Here is a 20,790-nt window from a genome sequence, read left to right on the forward strand (position 1 = left end):
GATTGTTGCGAAAGCGTCGCCAGTACCCCAGGATCTACCGGGTGCACGACGAACTCGTAGATCATCTGACGCGCTCCACGCCCCTCAACCGGGGTGAGGCGCTGCGGGTGATCCAGGACGTGCTCGCCTACTTCGACGAGACGACCGAGGAGTTCGTCCGTCGCCGCCACCGCGAGCTCCAGGCCCAGGGCCTGGTCAACGCGACGATCTTCGAACAGATCGCGGCGGACCTGAAATACCGGGCGGTCGCTCCGCCGGAGCTCTCGCTCCGGCAGCTGCGCCGCATCGTCTACGGCTGAGGAATACACCTATATGTGCGGAATCGTCGGATACATCGGGAAGCGCGACGTCGCCCCCCTGCTCCTCGAAGGCCTCCAGCGCCTGGAGTACCGCGGCTACGACTCGGCCGGCATCGTCGTCACCTCCCCCAAGGCCGCCGGCCTGAAGATGGTCAAGGCCAAGGGCCGGGTACGTGACCTGGAGGCCAAGGTCCCGGCGCGCTTCAAGGGCACCACCGGCATCGCCCACACCCGCTGGGCCACCCACGGCGCCCCGTCCGACGTCAACGCCCACCCGCACCTGGACGCCGAGGGCAAGGTCGCCGTCGTCCACAACGGCATCATCGACAACGCGAGCGACCTGCGCCGCAAGCTGGAGGCCGACGGCGTCGAGTTCCTCTCCGAGACCGACACCGAGGTCCTCGTCCACCTGATCGCCCGCTCGCAGGCCGAGAAGCTGGAGGACAAGGTCCGCGAGATCCTCCGGCACATCGAGGGCACCTACGGCATCGCCGTGCTGCACGCCGACTTCCCGGACCGCATCGTCGTCGCCCGCAACGGCTCCCCCGTGGTCCTCGGCATCGGCGAGAAGGAGATGTTCGTCGCCTCGGACATCGCCGCGCTGGTCACCCACACCCGGCAGATAGTGACCCTCGACGACGGCGAGATGGCCACCCTCAAGGCCGACGACTTCCGCACCTACACCACCGAGGGCACCCGGACGACGGCCGAGCCCACCACCGTGGAGTGGGAGGCCGCCTCCTACGACATGGGCGGCCACGACACCTACATGCACAAGGAGATCCACGAGCAGGCCGAGGCCGTGGACCGCGTCCTGCGCGGCCGGATCGACGACCGCTTCTCCACCGTGCACCTCGGCGGCCTGAACCTCGACGCCCGCGAGGCCCGCCGGATCCGCCGCGTCAAGATCCTCGGCTGCGGCACCTCGTACCACGCCGGCATGATCGGCGCCCAGATGATCGAGGAGCTCGCCCGCATCCCCGCGGACGCCGAGCCGGCCTCCGAGTTCCGCTACCGCAACGCGGTCGTCGACCCCGACACGCTCTACATCGCCGTCTCCCAGTCCGGTGAGACCTACGACGTGCTGGCGGCCGTCCAGGAACTGAAGCGCAAGGGTGCCCGGGTGCTGGGCATCGTGAACGTCGTCGGCTCGGCGATCGCCCGCGAGGCGGACGGCGGCATCTACGTGCACGCCGGCCCCGAGGTCTGCGTGGTCTCCACCAAGTGCTTCACCAACACCTGCGTTGCCTTCGCCCTGCTCGCCCTGCACCTCGGCCGCACCCGCGACCTCTCCGTCCGCGACGGCAAGCGGATCATCGAGGGCCTGCGCAAGCTGCCCGCGCAGATCGCCGAGATGATGGAGCAGGAAGGTGAGATCGAGGAGCTGGCCAAGGGGTACGCCGACGCCCGCTCGATGCTCTTCATCGGCCGTGTCCGCGGCTACCCGGTCGCCCGCGAGGCCTCCCTCAAGCTCAAGGAGGTCTCGTACATCCACGCCGAGGCCTACCCCGCCTCCGAGCTGAAGCACGGCCCGCTCGCCCTGATCGAGCCCGCGCTCCCGACGGTCGCGATCGTCCCCGACGACGACCTGCTGGAGAAGAACCGCGCCGCGATGGAGGAGATCAAGGCCCGCAGCGGCAAGATCCTGGCGGTGGCGCACCAGGAGCAGGAGAAGGCCGACCAGACGATCGTCGTCCCGAAGAACGAGGACGAGCTGGACCCGATCCTCATGGGCATCCCGCTCCAACTCCTCGCCTACCACACGGCCCTGGCCCTCGGTCGCGACATCGACAAGCCGAGGAACCTCGCGAAGTCGGTGACGGTGGAGTAACCCCGGCGAGGCAGGACAACAGGACGGACCCCCGCGTGTGCCACCTCACGCGGGGGTCCGTCTCGTGTGCCGGGAAGCCGCCCAACTCCCCAGCCGGCGCAGCTAGCCCGCAGCCGTCACACCGCGGCCCGCGGCACCGCGTCGCGGGAGTGCCGTCGGCCAGTGCGCCAGCGCCGCGGTGGCCGCGTACCAGGCAACGGCCCCCGAGGCGACGGCGAACCAGCCACCGGCCTTGCCCAGCGCCCCGCTGTCCGCGAACTGCCCGATGGCGAGCAGCAGCAGCGCGACGAAGAACAGCCCGTACAGGGCCTGCCCGAGCGTGTCGCCCCCGGCGAGCGTGAGGGTGAGGACGACGAGGGCGAACAGCAGCAGGAACAGTCCCGCCGCGTTGGCGGAGACGTCGGGCGAGACCGCCCAGGTGAACCAGAGCGCGCCGAGGGCGGCGAACGCGGTGCCCGTCCCGGCGTCACCTTCCCGGAACGCGAGCAGTCCGGCGACGAACAGCGCTACGCCGCCTACGTAGTGAGCCAGTGTCACGGCGTCCGCCGCCGTCACTCCGTCGATCAGTCCGGTGTACCCGAGGCCGACGGCCAGCAGGGTCACACCGAGTGCGAGTCGGCCGACGATCGTGGTGGTGCTTCCCGCAGAGACGACGTTGTCCACGGCGGGCTCCCTTCATGCATGTGCAGTTGTACGGTGACCGATATATGCCCTTCACAAGAGCACAAACACCTCTACGCACGAGTAGGTTCGGGTGGCGCACAAAGGGGACCCGCCCTGCCCACGGGGCATCTCACCTGGGCCAACGGGGAGTTACGGAATGACAACGACAGGACGCTTGGCGCGCTTGGCCAACCGCCCCGCGACAGAGCCGAAAATGCGCCCCACGAGGCCGTGCGTGGAGCCGACGACGATGGCGTCCGCCTCGTACTCCCGCCCTACCTCCTCGAGTTCGTGGCAGATGTCCCCGCCACGCTCGACCAGGATCCAGGGCACCTCGGCCAGATAGTCCGCGCAGGCGAGTTCCAGACCGAGCACCTCGGTGCGGTGGTCCGGCACATCGACGAAGACGGGCGGCTCACAGCCTGCCCACACCGTGGTGGGCAGCCGGTTGGCCACATGGACGATGATCAGGCCCGAACGGGAGCGCAGCGCCATGCCGATCGCGTACGCGAGGGCACGCTCGGAGGACGTCGAGCCGTCGAAGCCGACGACCACGCCGTGCTTGAAGGCGGGATCGCACGCGTGGCGCGACTCTTCCGCCGCCAGGGGATCGGCCGCCGTGGGATCGGCGACCGGCCGCTTGCGGTCCGCGGGTTCGAAGAATTCGTGACCGGCCATGGCTGTCTCGGCGTTGTGATCCTTTATGGGTGGGACGACAGTGTGCGACGGAGCTGTGTCCGGGAATAATCTTCCCAACCCCATACCCCCAAGGGTACGGCGGCACGCCTCCTTCGCCCAGATCCCGCTCACGTCCACGACGGGTTCCAGGGAGCATGCACGAGGGGACGCCCGTAACGCAATGGTTGCTGCCCCGTACAGGCGGTTTGCACAGGATTCACTTACGGCGCCGGTACAACCGTGCATGGCAGTGACCGACCGGTGTGGACGGGCGTTGATCCACGTGAGCCGCAGCCAGAGGGAGTAGTGATGTCCGCACCCCGCCCGAACCCCGAGACGCGCCCCGGGAGCGCGTCCGGTCCGGACGCGGTGACCGACCTGGTGCGATGGGCCGTCTTCAGCTGCCTGCTCGTCCCGGTCGTCCTCCTGTGGTGCGGCAGCTCCCTCGCCGGCGCCACGGGCACCGCCGTCGGCCTCGCCGCCGTCACGGCGGTGTGCCGGGCGCTGCTGCGCGGGTCCGAGCGGGGCGCGGCCCGGATGCGCGCCGCGGAGGGTGCGCCGCACCGGGGCCGGCATCAGCGCAGCGGTTCGGGCGCGCACAGGGGTGGGCGGCGCCCCGGCGGGCATACACCGGTCGTCTGACCGGTTTCCGCGCACGCGCCCGTATCTTTTCAGCCAACTTCTGAGGAGTGTGCATCAGCGCCCCTCGGCACCCCTCAACCCCCGTTCGACCTGCACGGAAAGGGTCTCAGGGGGCGCGCGCACCCTACGTGGATTGGCCACTGCGACAAGGCGCACTTCCCTGCGCGGCCCGCTGGTGCAACGCTTCGTGATCGAATGCTTCACGCCAAGTTGCCAAGTCGACAATGTGCCGGGTGATGAACTGGCCACGCCGGCACAACGCGACACAGTAGATTCGATCTTGACTGTCTACGGCGGGGGACTCGTGCAGGACCGAGGGGAAACGTGCAGGAGCGACACAACCGAGGAGCCGCGACCACCGAGGGGGGCTTAGCAGTATGAGCCACGACTCCACTGCCGCGCCGGAAACCGCGGCCCGGAAACTGTCCGGGCGCCGCCGCAAGGAGATCGTCGCGGTGCTGCTGTTCAGCGGCGGCCCCATCTTCGAGAGTTCCATACCGCTGTCGGTGTTCGGGATCGACCGCCAGGACGCCGGCGTACCGCGCTACCGACTACTGGTGTGCGGGGGTGAGGACGGCCCGCTGCGGACCACAGGGGGCCTGGAGCTGACCGCGCCGCACGGCCTGGAAGCGATCTCCCGCGCGGGCACGGTGGTCGTGCCCGCCTGGCGATCGATCACCTCGCCACCGCCGGAGGACGCGCTCGACGCACTGCGCCGGGCGCACGAGGAGGGCGCCCGGATCGTGGGCCTGTGCACGGGGGCGTTCGTCCTCGCGGCGGCGGGCCTGCTGGACGGCCGCCCGGCCACCACGCACTGGATGTACGCGCCGACCCTGGCGAAGCGCTACCCGTCGGTCCACGTGGACCCGCGGGAGCTGTTCGTCGACGACGGCGACGTGCTGACGTCCGCGGGGACGGCGGCCGGAATCGATCTCTGTCTGCACATCGTGCGGACGGACCACGGCAACGAGGCGGCCGGTGCGCTGGCCCGCCGGCTGGTGGTCCCGCCGCGCCGGACCGGCGGACAGGAGCGCTACCTCGACAGGTCTTTACCGGAGGAGATCGGCGCCGACCCGCTGGCCGAGGTCGTCGCCTGGGCGCTGGAGCACCTCCACGAGCAGTTCGACGTGGAGACGCTGGCGGCACGGGCGTACATGAGCCGTCGTACGTTCGACCGCCGCTTCCGCTCGCTGACCGGGAGCGCGCCGCTGCAGTGGCTGATCACCCAGCGGGTGCTCCAGGCGCAGCGGCTGCTGGAGACGTCGGACTACTCGGTGGACGAGGTGGCGGGCCGCTGCGGCTTCCGCTCGCCGGTCGCGCTGCGCGGCCACTTCCGCCGCCAGCTGGGTTCGTCCCCGGCCGCGTACCGGGCGGCGTACCGAGCACGCCGCCCGCAGTCCGAACGCCCCTCGGACAGCGACGGCCCGGTGGGCGCGCCCGCGCCGATGACCGGCCCGCCGGCCCCGCTGCACCCGGAGGGGCCGGTGCCGATGCAGGCACGGCGTACGGCGGCGGCGAGCGCGGTCGGCGCCTCGTCCCTGCCGGGGGACCACGCCCGGGAGGCGTACGCCCGTGCGAGCCTGCCGGGGCAGCGAAGCGGGTCGTAACCGCCGCAACGGTGTGACGGGGTCCACAGGGCGCAAACCGCCCCTGTGGACCCCGCTGCCGTCTCGGGGGCTGCACGGCACACCTCACATGCGCATCCCGGCCGTAGGGTGGACGCATGAACGATCGCATGGTGTGGATCGACTGCGAGATGACCGGCCTCTCGCTGTCCGACGACGCTCTCATCGAGGTGGCCGCCCTCGTCACCGACTCCGAGCTGAACGTACTCGGCGAAGGGGTGGACATCGTCATCCGCCCGCCGGACCGGGCGCTGGAGACGATGCCGGAAGTGGTCCGTCAGATGCACACCGCGTCCGGCCTGCTCGCCGAGCTCCCGGACGGCACGACCCTCGCGGACGCCGAGGAGCAGGTCCTCACGTACGTACGTGAGCACGTCAAGGAGCCGGGCAAGGCCCCGCTGTGCGGCAACTCGGTCGGCACCGACCGCGGCTTCCTGCTGCGCGACATGCCCACGCTGGAGGACTACCTCCACTACCGCATCGTCGACGTCTCCAGCATCAAGGAGCTGGCCCGCCGCTGGTACCCGCGGGCGTACTTCAACAGCCCCGAGAAGAACGGCAACCACCGCGCGCTGGCCGACATCCGTGAGTCCATCGCGGAACTGCGCTACTACCGCGAGGCCGTCTTCGTGCCGCAGCCCGGCCCGGACTCGGACACCGCGAAGGCGATCGCCGCCAAGCACGTCCTGCCTGCTCAGCCCGCCTGAGCGAGCCCGCGCGAGGGGCGCCGCGAAAGCCGTGCGCGAGCACCCCTTCGGACCCTGTACACTTTTTCTCGGCCGGTCGGGGAAACGACAGTAGAACCGCCGGTCATGGTGGGTGTAGCTCAGCTGGTAGAGCACCTGGTTGTGGTCCAGGATGCCGCGGGTTCGAGTCCCGTCACTCACCCTGTCGAACCGAGGGCTGATCCCTGAAAAGGGGTCAGCCCTCGGTCGTGTCCCGGTGCGCCTCCGGATCCGGCAGGACCTTGCGCAGCTCGGCCTCGACCTCCGAGCGTGTCGACCCCTGTTCCCTCGCGTACTCGGTGACCGTCTGCCCCAGATCGCGGTCGAGGTCACGCCAGGCCCGCCAGGCCGTCTCGTACGTCTCACGCTGGGGCGTGTTCCAGCCGCCCTCGTGGGTCGGCGCGCCGTAGGCGTCCCGGAGCTCCAGGACCCTCGTGTGCGCCTCGTCCGCGGCCCGCTGTTTCGCCAGAAGTTCCTCGAAGGTGTGTGCCACCCGCGGATCTTATGCACGGCCCGGGCGGGCCGCCTCCCGACCCGGCCGTCCGTGCGGCGCCCCCTGACTCACCCGGCGCAACCCGGCCGCTACGACGACGCCCGCGCCACCAATTCCGTCGCCAGCACCATCTGGCGCCGCTGCGGCCCTCGGGACACCGCCGGGCGCCGGTCGGCGATCTCGGCGAGCAACAGGTCGATCATCCGGCGGCCCATCTCCTCTATGGGCTGGCGGACGCTGGTGAGCGGCGGGTCCATGTGGCGGGCGATCGCGGAGTCGTCGTAGCCGACCAGGGCCACGTCGCCGGGGATACGGCGGCCGGCCTCGCGCAGCGCCTGGCGGGCGCCCGCCGCGGTCACGTCCGAGGCGGCGAAGACGGCGTCCAGGTCGGGCGCGCGGGCCAGCAGCTCGGTCATCGCGCGCCGGCCACCCTCCTCGGTGAAGTCACCCGCCTCGATCAGCTGTTCGTCCGCCGGGTGCCCGGCGTCGTGCAGCGCGTCGCGGTAGCCGTCGATGCGCCGCTGGGCGCCGTACACGTCGAGGCGGCCGGTGATGTGGGCTATGCGCCGGCGGCCCCCGGCGACCAGGTGTTCCACGGCGGAGCGTGCCCCGCCGTAGTTGTCGGAGTCGACCGAGGTCAGGGTCTCCTCCGCCGATCTCGGACCGCTGATCACCGCCGGGATCTCCAGCTGGGCCAGCAGGTCGGGCAGCGGGTCGTCCGCGTGGACCGAGACCAGCAGGACGCCGTCCACGCGGTGCGCCGCCAGGTACTGGGCGAGGCGCCGGCGCTCCCGGTCGCTGCCCGCGAAGATCAGCAGCAGCTGCATCTCGGTGTCGGACAGCTCGGCGCCGACACCGCGCAGCATGTCCGAGAAGTACGGCTCCGCGAAGAACCGGGTCTCCGGCTCGGGGACGACGAGGGCGATCGCGTCGGTGCGGTTGGCGGCGAGGGCGCGGGCCGCGGTGTTCGGTACGTAGCCGAGCTCGGCGACCGCCGCCTGAACCGCCGCGCGGGTCGCGTCGCTGACCCGGGGCGAGCCGTTGATCACCCGGGAGACGGTGCCGCGGCCCACGCCGGCGCGCGCGGCAACCTCCTCCAGGGTGGGCCGGCCACCGCTCCGGCCCCGCGCTCCGTGGCTTGCCATGGGCTCCGCCTTCCGCCGCCGTTCATCACGCTGGCCTGGAAATCTAACAGTCCCGTGTGCTGGGGTGACCCGCACCGGCCGCACCCCGGAGACGGGCCGGAACCGGCCGCCGGCAGCGGCCGCATCGGACCCTCACGTTCCAGTTAACAGCCCGATAACTGAACACATCTGCCGCTGTCCGCTCCCTTGACACCCCTGCGGGAACCGACGACTCTTCAACACATCACTGGTGGGAGCGCTCCCACAGTACCTGACACCTACACAACCCGCACGTTCCCCGCCCGAGCCGCAGCGCAACACATCACGGGCCCGACAATGCAGTTGGCCGGGGGGTCGGCACGTCAGGGCAACAGGAGGACGCAATGCGAGCACGTAAGCCGGTGGTCCTCGCGGCCATCGCCACGCTGGGCGCCGGGCTGCTGGCCGGCTGTGCCGACGACGGCGGCGACGAGGGCGGCTCCGGCTCCTCGGGCGGCGGCAAGGGCAAGACCACCATCACGCTGGGCCTGTTCGGCACGATGGGCTTCAAGGAAGCCGGCCTCTACGACGAGTACATGAAGCTCCACCCGGACATCACCATCAAGGAGAACGTCACCGAGCGCAACGAGAACTACTACCCGGCGCTCGTCAACCACCTCACCACCAACAGCGGCCTGATGGACATCCAGGCCGTCGAGGTCGGCAACATCGCCGAGGTGGCGCAGACCCAGGGCGCCAAGCTGCTCGACCTGTCGAAGTACGGCAAGGAGAGCGACTACCTGGAGTGGAAGTGGAAGCAGGCCGCCACCCCCGAGGGCCAGACGATCGGCCTCGGCACCGACGTCGGCCCGATGGCCGTCTGCTACCGCAAGGACCTGTTCGAGAAGGCCGGTCTGCCCACCGACCGTGAGGAGGTGGGCAAGCTGTGGGCGGGCGACTGGGAGAAGTTCGTCGACGCCGGCCGCGACTACCAGAAGAACGCGCCCTCCGGCACCACCTTCATGGACTCCCCCGGCGGCCTGATCCAGGCGATCCTCAGCAGTGAGACCGAGCGCTTCTACGACTCCTCCGGCGAGGTCGTCTACAAGACCAACCCGGCCGTCAAGTCCGCGTTCGACCTGACCGCGGCGGCGGCCGAGGACGGACTGGTCGGCAACCAGACGCAGTTCCAGCCGGCCTGGGACACCACCATCGCCAACAGCAAGTTCGCCGCGATGTCCTGCCCGCCCTGGATGCTCGGCTACATCAAGGGCAAGTCGAAGCCGGACGCGGCCGGCAAGTGGGACGTGGCCGCGGCTCCCAAGTCGGGCAACTGGGGCGGCTCCTTCCTGGCCGTGCCCAAGTCCGGCAAGAACGCCGAGGAGGCCGCGAAGCTCGCCGCCTGGCTGACCGCGCCCGAGCAGCAGGCCAAGCTGTTCAAGGTGCAGGGCAACTTCCCGAGCACGCCGCCCGCGTACGAGATGGACGAGGTCAAGAGCGCCAAGAACGACATGACCGGTGACGCCCCGATCGGCGAGATCTTCGCCGAGGCCGCCAAGAGCGCCCCGGTGCAGGTGATCGGCCCGAAGGACCAGATCATCCAGCAGGGTCTGACCGACAACGGCGTGATCCTGGTCGCGCAGGGCAAGTCGGCCAAGGAGGCCTGGGACACCGCCGTGAAGACCATCGACAACAACCTGGACCAGTGACCCGTATGACCACTGGGCACGACACCGCCGCCGCGTCCCCCGTCAAGGAGGGGGGCGCGGCCCCGGCCCGCCCGGCCGGCGCGCCGGTCTCCGAGCAGGAGCGGCGGCGCCGGGCCCGCTTGTCCCGTCGCTGGCAGCGGGACATGCGCTTCAGCCCGTACGCCTTCGTCTCGCCGTTCTTCCTGCTGTTCCTCGCGTTCGGCCTGTTTCCGCTGGTCTACACGGGGTGGGCCTCGCTGCACCAGGTGGAGCTGACCGCGCCCACCGACATGAACTGGGTGGGCCTGCGCAACTACACCCGGATCTTCGACGACGACTTCTTCTGGAACGCGGCCCGCAACACCCTGACCATCGGCGTCATCTCCACGGTGCCGCAGCTGCTGATGGCGATGGGCCTGGCCCACATCCTCAACTACAAGCTGCGCGCCTCGACCTTCTACCGGGTCGTGATGCTCGCTCCGTACGCCACCTCGATCGCCGCCGCCTCGCTGGTCTTCGTGCTGCTCTTCGGCCGCGACTACGGCATGATCAACTGGGCGCTCGGGGCCGTCGGCTTCGACCACGTCGACTGGCAGAACGACAAGTGGCCCTCGCAGATCGCCGTCTCCACGATCGTCATCTGGCGCTGGACCGGCTACAACGCGCTGATCTACCTGGCGGCGATGCAGGCGATACCGCAGGACCTGTACGAGTCGGCGGCGCTGGACGGGGCGAGCCGCTGGCAGCAGTTCGTCCATGTGACGCTGCCCTCGCTACGGCCGACGATCCTGTTCACCGTCGTCGTGTCGACGATCGGCGCCTCCCAGGTGTTCGGCGAGCCACTGCTGTTCGACGCCAACAAGGGGGCCTCGGGCGGATCCCAGCACCAGTTCCAGACGCTCGGCCTGTACCTGTACGAGCAGGGCTGGGTCAACCAGCACCTGGGCCGCGCCTCCGCCATCGCCTGGACGATGTTCCTGATCCTCATCGTGATCGGGATCGTCAACTACGTCATCTCGCGCCGGCTGCGCGCCAGTAGTGGAGGAGACCGGCCGTGACGACGACACTCACCAAGCCGCCGGCCGGGCGGGCCGGGCGCCCCCGGCGGTCCAAGGCCGCGCGCGCCGGCGGGACCCTGCACGCCGGGCCCGTCGCCTACGCGATCCTCGCCCTGTTCACCGTCGGGTCGCTGTTCCCGCTGGTGTGGACGGCGATCGCGGCGTCCCGGGACAACCAGCGGCTGGCCGAGACGCCGCCGCCGTTCTGGTTCGGCTCGAACCTGATGGACAACCTGGAGATCGCCTGGAAGGACGCCAACCTGGGCGAGGCCTTCCTCAACACCACGATCGTGGCCGGGATCTCGGCCGTCACCATCGTGGTGCTGTCGACGGTCGCCGGGTTCGCCTTCGCCAAGCTGCGGTTCCGGGGCCGGAACGCGATGATGCTGATCGTCATCGGCACGATGATGGTGCCACCGCAGCTCAGCGTGATCCCGCTGTACATGATGGTCGCGAAGCTGGACTGGACCGATCAGCTCCAGGCGGTGATCCTGCCGTCGATCGTGAGCGCGTTCGGTGTGTTCTTCATGCGCCAGTACCTGCTCCAGGCGCTGCCCGACGAGCTGATCGAGGCGGCGCGGGTGGACGGTGCGAGCAGCTGGCGCGTGGTGTGGCACATCGTGTTCCCGGCGGCCCGGCCCGCGATGGCGGTGCTCGGCATGCTGATGTTCGTCCAGACGTGGAACGACTTCCTGTGGCCGTTCCTGGTCCTGACGCAGACCGGCAACCCGACCGTGCAGGTGGCGGTCGCGGGTCTGGGCCGCGGCTACACCCCCGACCAGTCCCTGATCATGGCCGGTGCCCTCCTGGGCACGGTGCCGCTGCTGCTGGTCTTCGCGATCTTCGGCAAGCAGATCGTGGGCGGCATCATGCAGGGCGCGGTCAAGGGCTGACGCCTTCTCGCCTCCAGGGGCCGGGTCACCGCCGCCTCGGCCCCTCTTTCTCTCGACCTTCCTGGGAGCGCTTCCATGCCTGAACCCGAATCGCCGGTCTCCTTCCCGCCCGCCTTCCTCTGGGGCGCGGCCACCTCCGCGTACCAGATCGAGGGCGCGGTGCGGGAGGGCGGCCGCACCCCGTCCATCTGGGACACCTTCAGCCACACGCCGGGCAGGACGGCCGACGGCGACACCGGTGACATCGCTGTCGACCACTACCACCGCTTCCGCGAGGACGTCGCGCTGATGGCCGGGCTGGGCCTGACCGCGTACCGCTTCTCCATCTCCTGGCCGCGGGTGCAGCCGACGGGCCGCGGCCCCGCCGTCCAGGTCGGGCTCGACTTCTACCGGCGGCTGGTGGACGAGCTGCTGGCAGCCGGCATCAAGCCGGCCGTCACGCTCTACCACTGGGACCTGCCGCAGGAGCTGGAGGACGCGGGTGGCTGGCCGGAGCGCGACACCGCCTTCCGGTTCGCGGAGTACGCACAGATCGTCGGCGACGCACTCGGTGACCGGGTGGAGCAGTGGATCACGCTCAACGAGCCGTGGTGCAGCGCCTTCCTCGGCTACGGCTCGGGCGTGCACGCCCCCGGCCGGACCGAACCGGCGGCCGCGCTGCGGGCGGCCCACCATCTGAACCTCGCCCACGGGCTGGGCACCTCCGCGCTGAGGTCGGTGATGCCGGCCCGCAACTCGATCGCGGTGTCCCTCAACTCGTCGGTGGTGCGGCCTGTTTCGCAGGACCCCGCGGACCTGGCGGCGGCCCGGAAGATCGACGACCTGGCCAACGGGATCTTCCACGGCCCGATGCTGCACGGCGCCTACCCGCAGACCCTGACGGCCGCGACGGCGCCGGTGACGGACTGGTCGTTCGTCCAGGACGGCGACCTGGTCGCCGCCCACCAGCCGCTGGACGCCCTGGGCCTCAACTACTACACCCCGGCGCTGGTCTCGGCCGCCGATTCCGAGGCGAACGGCCCGCGGGCCGACGGTCACGGTGCGAGCGCCCACTCCCCCTGGCCGGGCGCGGACGACGTGGCGTTCCATCAGACGCCGGGTGAGCGAACGGAGATGGGCTGGACCATCGACCCGTCCGGCCTGCACGAACTGATCATGCGGTACACGCGCGAGGCACCGGGACTGCCGCTGTACATCACCGAGAACGGCGCCGCCTACGACGACAAGCCCGACCCCGAGGGCCGCGTCCACGATCCCGAGCGCATCGCCTACCTCCACGGCCACCTCGCCGCGGTCCACCGGGCCGTCGCGGACGGCGCCGATGTCCGGGGCTACTACCTGTGGTCCCTGATGGACAACTTCGAGTGGGCGTACGGCTACGGCAAGCGGTTCGGCGCGGTGTACGTCGACTACGCGACGCTGGAGCGGACGCCGAAGTCGAGCGCCCTGTGGTACGCACAGGCGGCGCGCTCGGGGACGCTGCCGCCGGTCGCCGGGGTGTAGCCGGGGGCGAGGGGGAGGCCGGGGCGCGGCACCGGTGGGGGGAGTGCCGCGCCCCGGGGTCAGGGTCTACTCGTAGGCCGCGAACGCCTTGGAGAAGGCGAACTCGTCCTGGTCGACCGAGCTGCAGGTGGCGTCGGCGGCGGGCTTCGGGCCGCCGGGGCACGCCTTGTCCCGGGTGCCCGACCACATGGACAGCCGGCCGAGGCCCTTCGACCTGGCGAAGTTCACCAGCTGGGTGGCGTCCTCGACCGTGAAGACCTCGGTGACGACGTCGTTGACACCGATCATCGGCGTGACCGCGACCGTCTTCCAGGCCGCGCTGTCGGAGAGACCGAGCACGCTCTTGATCTGGGCCTGGGTGGCGGTGGCCGCCTGCTCGGCGTAGGTGCCCATGTCGCCGCTGTACGCGGGGCCGTAGTCCATCGCCATGATGTTGACGGCGTCGATCCGCACGCCGTTCCGCTCGGCGTCCGCGAGCAGGTCGACCCCGGGCTGGGTGAGCCCCTCCGGCATCACCGGCAGGGTGAAGGAGACGTCCAGGCCGGGGTGTTGCTTCTGGAGCCCGGCGATCGCCTGGGCGCGGCGGGTGTTGGCGGCCTTGTCCGGCAGCGCGCCGCCCTCGACGTCGAAGTCGACCTTGGTGAGGTCGTAGGCGTCGACGACCTTCCCGTACGCCGCCGCCAGCGCGTCCGCCGACGCGCACGCCATGGCCAGCTCGCTGCCGGCCGCGCCGCCGAAGGACACCCGGACGTCGCCGCCCTGTGCCCGCAGGGCCCCTATCTGCCGGGCCACGGCGTCGTTCGCCAGGTCCGTCACCCCGCCCCACTTCGGCGTACAGCCACCGCCGTCGGTGACGAAGGCGAGGTTGTAGTCCTTCACGCCGGTCGCCTCGGCGGCGGCGAGCAGATCGAACGCCGGGTGGAGGGAGGTGTCGACGTACGGGGCGAAGCCGGCGGTCGCGGACGTACCGGTGCCGGTGCTCTGGGAGGGGGTGGCCGTCGGGGTGCCGGCCGGGGGCGCCGTCGGCTCCCCGGTCGGCGTGGCGGCCGGGGCCGGGGTGGCCGGACGGCCGGTCGGCTCCGGCGTGGCGGAGTCGTCGACGGAGCACTTCGCGCCGTCGATCAGGCAACCGGTGGGCGCGGCCGAGCCGTTGACCACGAAACCGACGGTCACCGACTCGCCGGGCGCCAGGCCGTCCTTGTCCCAGGACGGCGGCCGCACGGTGACGTGCCGGCCGCTCACGGCGGACTCGCCGTTCCACAGCGAGCCGAGCTTCGCACCCGACGGGAGGTCGAACTCCAGCTTCCAGCCGGTCTTCTTCCGGTCGCTGTCGTTGGTGACGACGTACTGCCCGGTGTACCCCGTCGACCAGTGACTGGTCCTCGTGTACGCCGCGCCGGTCCCGGCCGCCTGCGCCGTGCCGGTGAACAGGAACGCGCCGCCGCCGGCCACCGCCGCGGCGACCACACCGCCGATCGCCTTGTTCCTGCCACTGGTCCTGCGCCGGTGCGTGCTCATCACGTGCCTGCCTTCGCTGTTCACGAGGAGGGATTGCGGCAGCACGCTAGCGAGCTGGAATCGGGCAAAAGGCCTGATCGAGACGGGTCCGGGGATCTTATGGTGCGCTTAAGGAAGCGATCCGGAGCGGTTAATGGTCGCGCTCGGCCTGCCCGGTCTGCGGCGTCTCATGGCCCCTCGGTGACTGCGCCGCCCGGGCATCCGCGCACGCCCGTCCAGCTGGATCCAGATCCGCACCTCGGTCCCGCCCAGCACCGACGAACCGATCCGCACGTCACCGCCCGTCGCCTCCGCGAGCCGCCGCACGATGTCCAGCCCGAGGCCGGTCGACCCGTCGCTGCCGGAACCCCGGCCGCGCGCCATCGCCGCCTCGGGGTCGGCTATGCCGGGCCCCGCGTCGGAGACGAGCACGATCACCGCGTCCTCGCCGTTGTGCACGTCGACCGCGAAGGCGGTGCCCACGGGGGTGTGCCGGAAGACGTTGCCCAGCAGGGCGTCGAGGGCGGCGGCCAGGTCGGCGCGGGCCACGGGTATGCGCACCGGGCGGTCCACGCCGGCCGTGCGCACCTTGCGGCCCTCGTCCTCGGCCAGCGCCGACCAGAACGCCATCCGCTCCCGCACCACCTCCGCCGCGTCGCACCCGGCGCCCGGGCCGGCCGCGGTGGTCTGCGGCTTGGCCTCCCGGGCGGTCCGGATGATCGTGTCGACCTCACGCTCCAGCTGGGCCACCGCGGCCCGGGTCTGCTCGGCGGCGGGCCCGTCCCCGAGGGAGGCAGCGTTCAGCCGCAGCACGGTCAGCGGTGTCCGAAGGCGGTGGGACAGGTCCGCCGCCAGCTCCCGCTCGTTCGCCAGGAGCTGGACGACCTGGTCGGCCATCGAGTTGAACGCCACGGCCGCCAGCCGCAGTTCCCGCGGTCCTTCCTCGGGCACCCGGGCGCCCAGCCGGCCGTCCCCCAGCTCGCGCGCGCCCTTGACCAGGCGCTGGGCCGGCCGCACCATCCGCGCGCCCAGCCGGTCGGCGACCGCGACCGAACCGACGACCAGGGCCAGCCCGACCCCGGCCAGCACGGCCCAGGCCGTACCCACGCCTTTGGCCACCGCCGCGTCGGGGATGAACACCTCGACAACGGCGAACCTCCCGGAGCTCAGCGCGACCGGCTGGAGCAGTGCCGAACCGCCGGGGGCCGCGGCCGTCGAGGCCCGGCCGGTCTCCCGGGTGGCCTCCACGTCCGCGTCGGCGGCCCGCTGCCGGCCGATCCCGACGTCCTGCGTGCCGTCACCGCCCGGTATGTGCAGGGCCACGACGTCGCCGGATCCCGCGGCGGCGACGGCGCGTTCGAGCTGGGCACGGTCGGTGGTGATGGACAGTGCCGGGGCGATCTCCGCCGCGTCCCGCTCCGCGCCGGAGAACGCGCGGTCGCGGGCCATCTCCTTGATGACCAGGCCGAGCGGCACCGCGAAGGCGACCACGACCATCGCGGTGACCGCCAGCGAGACCTTCACCAGTGCCCATCTCATGGCCGCGCCTCCGCTCCCGGCGGCTCCAGCTTCACGCCGACGCCGCGCAGGGTGTGCAGATAGCGCGGCCGCGCGGCGGTCTCGCCCAGTTTCCTGCGCAGCCACGACAGATGGACGTCGATGGTCTGGTCGTCCCCGTAGGACTGCTGCCACACCTCGGCGAGCAGCTCCCGGCGCGACACGACGACACCGGGCCGCCCGGCGAGGAAGGCGAGCAGGTCGAACTCGCGCCGGGTGAGGTCCAGTCGTACGCCGTCCAGCTCGGCCTGGCGCCGCAGCGGGTCCACGGTCAGACCCCCGACCCGGAGCACCGGGGACGGCGGGGCGTCGCCCCCGGCCGCGCGGGAGCGGCGCAGCACGGCGGCGATCCGGGCCGAGAGGTGCTCGACGGAGAAGGGCTTGGTCAGATAGTCGTCCGCGCCGTCGTTCAGCAGCCGGACCACCTCCGCCTCGTCGTCCCGCGCGGTGGCGATGATCACCGGGACGTCCGTGATGCCGCGCAGCATCTTCAGGGCCTCGGAGCCGTCCAGGTCGGGCAGGCCGAGGTCCAGGATGACGACGTCGAAACGGAAATGGGCCACCTCGCGCAGCGCCTCCAGCGCCGTACCCACGCTGCGCACGGTGTGCGCGGCGTCGGTCAGATGCCGGATGAGCGCCGAGCGTACGAACTGGTCGTCCTCGACGACGAGAACACTTGCCATGCGCCGCACCGTACGCCATGCGGCGGAGCCTGGTCCGGCGCCTGTGGACAACCCGCAGCCTGTGGACAACTCACGTGCCGCCGTGACCGGTGGGACAGCAGTGGCATGGGTGAGGCAGTATGGCCCGCGATGCTCAGAGGAGTCGTACACGTACTGGCTTGGTCGCTCGCCACGGGCGCGGCGACCACGCTGTCGTGGTGGGGTGTCCACTCGGTCATGGCGGGCACGGTCTACGACCCACCGCGCGCGCTGCCCGTGACCGCGGCCGGCACGACCACGCGGGAGCCGGAGCCGGGGCCGACCGCCGCGAGCACGCGCCGGGCCGAGCCGTCGAAGACCCCGAGCTCCTCGCCGGCGACGCGTGGGCCGGTCCCGCCGGCCGCCGCGAGCAGCGCCCCGAGCCCGCAGGCGCCCGCCTCCGCGTCCGCGTCCGCGTCCGGCGAGGTCAAGAGCTACGCCACCGAGGGGGGCCGGGTCGTCTTCGACCTCGGCGAAAGCTCCGCGACGCTGGTGTCGGCGACGCCGGGCGCGGGCTGGTCGATGCAGGTGTGGAAGACGCAGACGTGGATCCGCGTGGAGTTCGCGGCGGGCGCCGAGCGGGTGTCGGTGTTCTGCACATGGCACGACGGCCCGCCGCGGGTGGAGATCGGTACGTACTAGCCCACGTGCGGCGCCGTGCCCCAAGACCGGCGTCCGGCGGCCGGTGTTCAGCGTCCGGCGTTCGCGTACGGGTTCAGCGGAAGACCGACGGTGGAGGCGCCGGTGAGGCGACCGCCGCGGCGTCCGTCACCGGGGTGGCGCCTCCCGTGAAGTCGGTGAGCCTGCTGCCGTGTTCGACGCGGCCGGGGTGGAGGTCGGAGGCGGCGCGGCGGGTCAGTTCGGCGATCGGGAGGGGATGGTCCGAGGCGACGAGGACCGCGTTTCCGAAGCGCTTGCCCCTGAGCACGGCCGGGTCGGCGACCAGGGCGAGCTCGGGGAAACGTGCGGCGGCCGTGGCGATCTGGCCGCGCAGATGGGCGAGCGGCGGACCGTCGGCGAGGTTGGCGGTGTACAACCCGCCGGGCCGCAGCGCCCTGCGGACCTCGTCGAGGAACTCGGTCGAGGTGAGGTGGGCGGGCGTACGGGCGCCGCTGAACACATCGGCGACGACCAGGTCCGCCCAGCCGTCCGGCACCTTGCCGAGCCCTGCGCGGGCGTCCGTCGAGCGCACCCGGATGCGTGCGTTCGGCGCCAACGGCAACTCGCGGCGGACCAGTTGGACAAGGGACGCGTCGCGTTCGACGACCTGCTGGGTGGAGCGGGGGCGGGTGGCGGCGACGTAGCGGGCGAGGGTGAGGGCGCCACCGCCGAGGTGGACGGCCTGCAGGGGTCTGCCGGGTGGGGCGGCGAGGTCGATGACGTGGCCGAGACGCCGCTGGTACTCGAAGAAGAGGTACGCCGGGTCGTCCAGATCGACGTGCGACTGCGGGGCGCCGTCGATCAGCAGGGTCCAGGCACGCGCCCGGTCCGGGTCCGGGATCAGCTGGGCGAGCCCGCCGTCGACGGTCTCTTCGACGGCTTCGACGGCGGCCTGCACCCGCCGCGGCTTCCTGGACTTTCCCACGCAGCCATTATCGGGGGGTACGGCGGCATCGGCGCAGCCGGCGGCGGGGGGCCGGGGCCGCCGCCGGCGTCAGCGGCAGTTGTCCGCCGCCTCGATCGTCCGAGCCGCCTCGCCCAGTGCCCGGCGCAGTACCGCGGGGTCGGTCGCCGGCTCGGACTCGCCGGGCGGCAGCAGCCAGGCCGAGCCGGGGAGCGACTCGGGGCCACCGGCCGGCGGCTCGGGCGCCAGGCTCAGTCCCCGTCCGTTGGTCTCGGTGCAGGTGCTGCCCGGCATGTCCCACCCCGCCGCCGTCCCGGGCGGGACCACGAAGCAGAGGGTGTCGCAGCCGTCGTCGTGCAGGACCGGGCCCACGGCCTCGATCTCACCGCGCCGGAGAATGTCCACCGCCTCCAGCCCCTGCCGGGCGGGAACCGTCACGAGGTCGCACGCCGGCAACGGCGTACAGGAAGCAGTGCTCCGGCTGGTCTCCATCCCGGCCTCCACCACGGAACCCCTCCTTGGGCGAGCAGGCCGGGAGTCGGGCGGCTCCCGGTCCACAGGATTCAACGCCCCACGGCGTCAACGGCTACGGCGAAAGTGCGCCGCAAAGGATGGCAGTTCATGGCAGATCCCGTATGAGATATCCGGTTTGTAGCCAAACGCAGCGTGCCGGGCTCGTCACAGCAGGTACGTTCTTGCCCGCCGGAATCAGGGCATCACTTGGATAAATAGTTCAACTCACCCTAATCCGGCATGGTTCGACGGTTCGCATGAGAGGACCCGGCCATGACGTCGTCAAGCGCGACCTCGTCCCAGCCCAACCGGCCACCGCGGCCGAACCTCGCCTTCCGGCGCCTGCGCGGCAGGCGTTCACCTGCCGAGTTCGCCGCGGCGGTGCGGCGCGCCGCGCGCGAGATCGGCGAGCGGGTCAGCTGTGACGCGCGCTACATCGGCCGGGTGGAGGCGGGCGAGATCCGCTGTCCCAACTACGCCTACGAGCGGGTGTTCCTGCACATGTTCCCCGGACGCACGCTCACCGACCTGGGGTTCGCGCCCCGCTCGTCCGTTCGCGGGCGCGGTCGCGGGGCGCGCACGGACGAGGACACGCCCCCCGTGCACTCCCAGAGCCCGGCGCAGAGCACGAGTGAGACGCGCGGGCCGGGCGAGCCGTATGACACCACGCAGGACCCGTACGACACGCACATCAACTACGAGGAGAGCGACGTGCTGCGTCGCGCATTCATGACCGGCGGAGGCGCCACCGTGGCCGCCGCCTCGCTGGGTCCCTTCGGGCTCGCACTCGACGCCTCGGCGGCGGAACGTCCCGTCCGGCGCGCCGGGTCGAGCGAGGCGGGCGCACTCGAAGAAGCCGTCCGCAGAATCCGGTTGCTCGACGACCGGCACGGGGCGGACGGGTTGTACCGGCGCGCGGCGGCTCCGCTTCGCGCCGCGTACGCGCTGCTGGACGCCGGAGCGACACGGCAGGCGACCGCCGACCGGTTGCACTCGGGCGCCGGTGAGCTGGCCATCTCGGTGGGGTGGCTGGCACACGACTCGGGCCGGTTCGACGACGCGCGCTCGCACTACGCGGAGGCGCTGGCGACCGCGCGGATGACCGGGGATCCGGCGCTGGAGGCGCACGCGTTCTGCAACACGGCGTTCCTCGCACGGGATGCCGGCCGGCCCCGGGAGGCGGTTCGGGCGGCGCAGGCCGCACAGCGGATCGCGCGGCCCCTGGGGTCGGCCCGGCTGATGTCGCTGCTGGCGTTGCGCGAGGCAGGGGGATGGGCGGGCCTCGCCGACCGCACCGGATGCGCCCAGGCGCTCACCCGCGCGCACGCCCTGTACGACCGGGGCTCCTCGGACGCCGACCCCGAGTGGATGACCTTCTACGGAGAAGCCGAACTGGAGGCGCTGGAGGCCCAGTGCTGGTCGACGCTGGGCGACTGGACCCGGGCGTCGCGGCACGCGCGGCGGGCGGCGCATCTGCAGGATCCGCACTTCACCCGGAACATCGCCCTCTACACGGCCGAACTCGCCGACGATCTCGCGCGCGGGGGGCGGCCCGACGAGGCCGCCGCGGCGGGGATGCGGGTGCTGGACCTGCTGGACGAGGTGCAGTCGTCGCGCATCCAGGCGATGTTGGCGGGGACGGCACGGGTGCTGCTGCCGCACCGGCGGGCTTCCGGGGTGTCGGCGTTCCTCGAACGGCACGCTTCCACGCCACGACAGGTGTGACGCGGGTACGGGGTGCCGGACCCGGCGTCGCG

Annotated in this window: 20 protein-coding genes and 1 tRNA gene; 12 read left to right on the forward strand and 9 right to left on the reverse strand. The window is 71.6% G+C overall.

Translation table 11 applies throughout. The annotated features are described in order from the left end of the window. The first annotated feature begins 41 nt into the window (after nucleotides 1–41). Nucleotides 42–299: a hypothetical protein gene (locus ACIHCM_RS18325; protein WP_399896602.1), complete on the forward strand. Its 258-nt coding sequence runs from the start codon at nucleotides 42–44 to the stop codon at nucleotides 297–299. 13 nt (nucleotides 300–312) lie between these two features. Then, entirely contained in the window at nucleotides 313–2,130 is a 1,818-nt protein-coding gene (gene glmS, locus ACIHCM_RS18330) for a glutamine--fructose-6-phosphate transaminase (isomerizing) (protein ID WP_399896605.1), read from the forward strand. 102 nt (nucleotides 2,131–2,232) lie between these two features. Here glmS and ACIHCM_RS18335 read toward each other — a convergent pair whose 3' ends face one another. After that, the gene (locus ACIHCM_RS18335) at nucleotides 2,233–2,793 is read right to left on the reverse strand and encodes a GPR1/FUN34/YaaH family transporter (RefSeq protein ID WP_399896608.1); all 561 of its coding nucleotides are present in this window, start codon (nucleotides 2,791–2,793) and stop codon (nucleotides 2,233–2,235) included. 150 nt (nucleotides 2,794–2,943) lie between these two features. Beyond that, entirely contained in the window at nucleotides 2,944–3,471 is a 528-nt protein-coding gene (locus ACIHCM_RS18340) for a universal stress protein (RefSeq protein ID WP_393104859.1), read from the reverse strand. A 309-nt stretch (nucleotides 3,472–3,780) separates the two neighbouring features. Between ACIHCM_RS18340 and ACIHCM_RS18345 the strand changes: the two genes are divergently transcribed. The 4 genes from ACIHCM_RS18345 to ACIHCM_RS18360 all read left to right on the forward strand — a co-directional run bounded on the left by ACIHCM_RS18345 (nucleotide 3,781) and on the right by ACIHCM_RS18360 (nucleotide 6,626). Continuing rightward, on the forward strand, nucleotides 3,781–4,113 hold the full coding sequence (locus ACIHCM_RS18345) for a hypothetical protein (RefSeq protein WP_399896612.1): 333 nt from the start codon (nucleotides 3,781–3,783) through the stop codon (nucleotides 4,111–4,113). A 377-nt stretch (nucleotides 4,114–4,490) separates the two neighbouring features. Next, nucleotides 4,491–5,720, forward strand: coding sequence for a helix-turn-helix domain-containing protein (locus ACIHCM_RS18350; RefSeq protein ID WP_399896615.1), 1,230 nt, complete (start codon nucleotides 4,491–4,493; stop codon nucleotides 5,718–5,720). Between the two features lie 116 nt (nucleotides 5,721–5,836). Further along, nucleotides 5,837–6,445, forward strand: coding sequence for an oligoribonuclease (gene orn, locus ACIHCM_RS18355; protein ID WP_399896618.1), 609 nt, complete (start codon nucleotides 5,837–5,839; stop codon nucleotides 6,443–6,445). 108 nt (nucleotides 6,446–6,553) lie between these two features. Then, a tRNA-His gene (locus tag ACIHCM_RS18360) sits at nucleotides 6,554–6,626 on the forward strand. A gap of 33 nt (nucleotides 6,627–6,659) precedes the next feature. On the opposite strand, the gene ACIHCM_RS18365 is transcribed toward ACIHCM_RS18360, so the two are convergent. Beyond that, nucleotides 6,660–6,956: a hypothetical protein gene (locus tag ACIHCM_RS18365; protein WP_399896621.1), complete on the reverse strand. Its 297-nt coding sequence runs from the start codon at nucleotides 6,954–6,956 to the stop codon at nucleotides 6,660–6,662. A gap of 89 nt (nucleotides 6,957–7,045) precedes the next feature. Next, nucleotides 7,046–8,101, reverse strand: coding sequence for a LacI family DNA-binding transcriptional regulator (locus ACIHCM_RS18370; protein WP_399896623.1), 1,056 nt, complete (start codon nucleotides 8,099–8,101; stop codon nucleotides 7,046–7,048). 362 nt (nucleotides 8,102–8,463) lie between these two features. Between ACIHCM_RS18370 and ACIHCM_RS18375 the strand changes: the two genes are divergently transcribed. From ACIHCM_RS18375 to ACIHCM_RS18390, 4 genes are all read left to right on the forward strand, one after another. Next, on the forward strand, nucleotides 8,464–9,768 hold the full coding sequence (locus tag ACIHCM_RS18375; RefSeq protein WP_399896626.1) for an extracellular solute-binding protein: 1,305 nt from the start codon (nucleotides 8,464–8,466) through the stop codon (nucleotides 9,766–9,768). 5 nt (nucleotides 9,769–9,773) lie between these two features. After that, nucleotides 9,774–10,805: a carbohydrate ABC transporter permease gene (locus tag ACIHCM_RS18380; protein WP_399896629.1), complete on the forward strand. Its 1,032-nt coding sequence runs from the start codon at nucleotides 9,774–9,776 to the stop codon at nucleotides 10,803–10,805. Beyond that, a complete protein-coding gene (locus ACIHCM_RS18385) occupies nucleotides 10,802–11,698 on the forward strand; it encodes a carbohydrate ABC transporter permease (RefSeq protein ID WP_399896632.1) in 897 nt (298 codons plus the stop codon). Before ACIHCM_RS18380 ends, ACIHCM_RS18385 begins: the two co-directional genes overlap by 4 nt. 75 nt (nucleotides 11,699–11,773) lie before the next feature. Beyond that, a complete protein-coding gene (locus tag ACIHCM_RS18390; protein ID WP_399896635.1) occupies nucleotides 11,774–13,201 on the forward strand; it encodes a GH1 family beta-glucosidase in 1,428 nt (475 codons plus the stop codon). A 66-nt stretch (nucleotides 13,202–13,267) separates the two neighbouring features. On the opposite strand, the gene ACIHCM_RS18395 is transcribed toward ACIHCM_RS18390, so the two are convergent. The 3 genes from ACIHCM_RS18395 to ACIHCM_RS18405 all read right to left on the reverse strand — a co-directional run bounded on the left by ACIHCM_RS18395 (nucleotide 13,268) and on the right by ACIHCM_RS18405 (nucleotide 16,938). Further along, nucleotides 13,268–14,719: a cellulose binding domain-containing protein gene (locus tag ACIHCM_RS18395; protein ID WP_399896638.1), complete on the reverse strand. Its 1,452-nt coding sequence runs from the start codon at nucleotides 14,717–14,719 to the stop codon at nucleotides 13,268–13,270. Nucleotides 14,720–14,827: 108 nt separating this feature from the next. After that, a complete protein-coding gene (locus tag ACIHCM_RS18400) occupies nucleotides 14,828–16,237 on the reverse strand; it encodes a sensor histidine kinase (protein WP_399896641.1) in 1,410 nt (469 codons plus the stop codon). After that, complete coding sequence (locus ACIHCM_RS18405) at nucleotides 16,234–16,938, reverse strand: response regulator transcription factor (RefSeq protein ID WP_399896644.1); 705 nt, start codon at nucleotides 16,936–16,938, stop codon at nucleotides 16,234–16,236. The genes ACIHCM_RS18400 and ACIHCM_RS18405 overlap by 4 nt, the downstream gene beginning before the upstream one ends. 129 nt (nucleotides 16,939–17,067) lie before the next feature. Between ACIHCM_RS18405 and ACIHCM_RS18410 the strand changes: the two genes are divergently transcribed. Next, complete coding sequence (locus ACIHCM_RS18410; RefSeq protein ID WP_399897171.1) at nucleotides 17,068–17,598, forward strand: hypothetical protein; 531 nt, start codon at nucleotides 17,068–17,070, stop codon at nucleotides 17,596–17,598. A 73-nt stretch (nucleotides 17,599–17,671) separates the two neighbouring features. On the opposite strand, the gene ACIHCM_RS18415 is transcribed toward ACIHCM_RS18410, so the two are convergent. Both ACIHCM_RS18415 and ACIHCM_RS18420 read right to left on the reverse strand, forming a co-directional pair. After that, nucleotides 17,672–18,541 carry a spermidine synthase gene (locus ACIHCM_RS18415; RefSeq protein ID WP_399896647.1) on the reverse strand — a complete coding sequence of 290 codons (870 nt, stop codon included), beginning with the start codon at nucleotides 18,539–18,541 and terminating at the stop codon, nucleotides 17,672–17,674. Between the two features lie 69 nt (nucleotides 18,542–18,610). After that, complete coding sequence (locus ACIHCM_RS18420) at nucleotides 18,611–19,027, reverse strand: hypothetical protein (protein ID WP_399896650.1); 417 nt, start codon at nucleotides 19,025–19,027, stop codon at nucleotides 18,611–18,613. Nucleotides 19,028–19,306: 279 nt separating this feature from the next. Between ACIHCM_RS18420 and ACIHCM_RS18425 the strand changes: the two genes are divergently transcribed. Beyond that, a complete protein-coding gene (locus ACIHCM_RS18425; RefSeq protein ID WP_399896653.1) occupies nucleotides 19,307–20,758 on the forward strand; it encodes a hypothetical protein in 1,452 nt (483 codons plus the stop codon). Nucleotides 20,759–20,790: the final 32 nt, after the last annotated feature.

This window comes from Streptomyces sp. NPDC052023, assembly GCF_044548465.1.
Classification (GTDB): Bacteria; Actinomycetota; Actinomycetes; order Streptomycetales; family Streptomycetaceae; genus Streptomyces.

Bases quoted from the DNA above. Each gene is read 5' to 3' on its own strand.
- glmS (WP_399896605.1), top strand. From the start codon at position 313: ATGTGCGGAATCGTCGGATACATCGGGAAGCGCGACGTCGCCCCCCTG.
- ACIHCM_RS18340 (WP_393104859.1), bottom strand. From the start codon at position 3,471: ATGGCCGGTCACGAATTCTTCGAACCCGCGGACCGCAAGCGGCCGGTC.
- ACIHCM_RS18345 (WP_399896612.1), top strand. From the start codon at position 3,781: ATGTCCGCACCCCGCCCGAACCCCGAGACGCGCCCCGGGAGCGCGTCC.
- ACIHCM_RS18350 (WP_399896615.1), top strand. From the start codon at position 4,491: ATGAGCCACGACTCCACTGCCGCGCCGGAAACCGCGGCCCGGAAACTG.
- orn (WP_399896618.1), top strand. From the start codon at position 5,837: ATGAACGATCGCATGGTGTGGATCGACTGCGAGATGACCGGCCTCTCG.
- ACIHCM_RS18370 (WP_399896623.1), bottom strand. From the start codon at position 8,101: ATGGCAAGCCACGGAGCGCGGGGCCGGAGCGGTGGCCGGCCCACCCTG.
- ACIHCM_RS18375 (WP_399896626.1), top strand. From the start codon at position 8,464: ATGCGAGCACGTAAGCCGGTGGTCCTCGCGGCCATCGCCACGCTGGGC.
- ACIHCM_RS18380 (WP_399896629.1), top strand. From the start codon at position 9,774: ATGACCACTGGGCACGACACCGCCGCCGCGTCCCCCGTCAAGGAGGGG.
- ACIHCM_RS18390 (WP_399896635.1), top strand. From the start codon at position 11,774: ATGCCTGAACCCGAATCGCCGGTCTCCTTCCCGCCCGCCTTCCTCTGG.
- ACIHCM_RS18395 (WP_399896638.1), bottom strand. From the start codon at position 14,719: ATGAGCACGCACCGGCGCAGGACCAGTGGCAGGAACAAGGCGATCGGC.
- ACIHCM_RS18400 (WP_399896641.1), bottom strand. From the start codon at position 16,237: ATGAGATGGGCACTGGTGAAGGTCTCGCTGGCGGTCACCGCGATGGTC.
- ACIHCM_RS18405 (WP_399896644.1), bottom strand. From the start codon at position 16,938: ATGGCAAGTGTTCTCGTCGTCGAGGACGACCAGTTCGTACGCTCGGCG.
- ACIHCM_RS18410 (WP_399897171.1), top strand. From the start codon at position 17,068: ATGCTCAGAGGAGTCGTACACGTACTGGCTTGGTCGCTCGCCACGGGC.
- ACIHCM_RS18425 (WP_399896653.1), top strand. From the start codon at position 19,307: ATGACGTCGTCAAGCGCGACCTCGTCCCAGCCCAACCGGCCACCGCGG.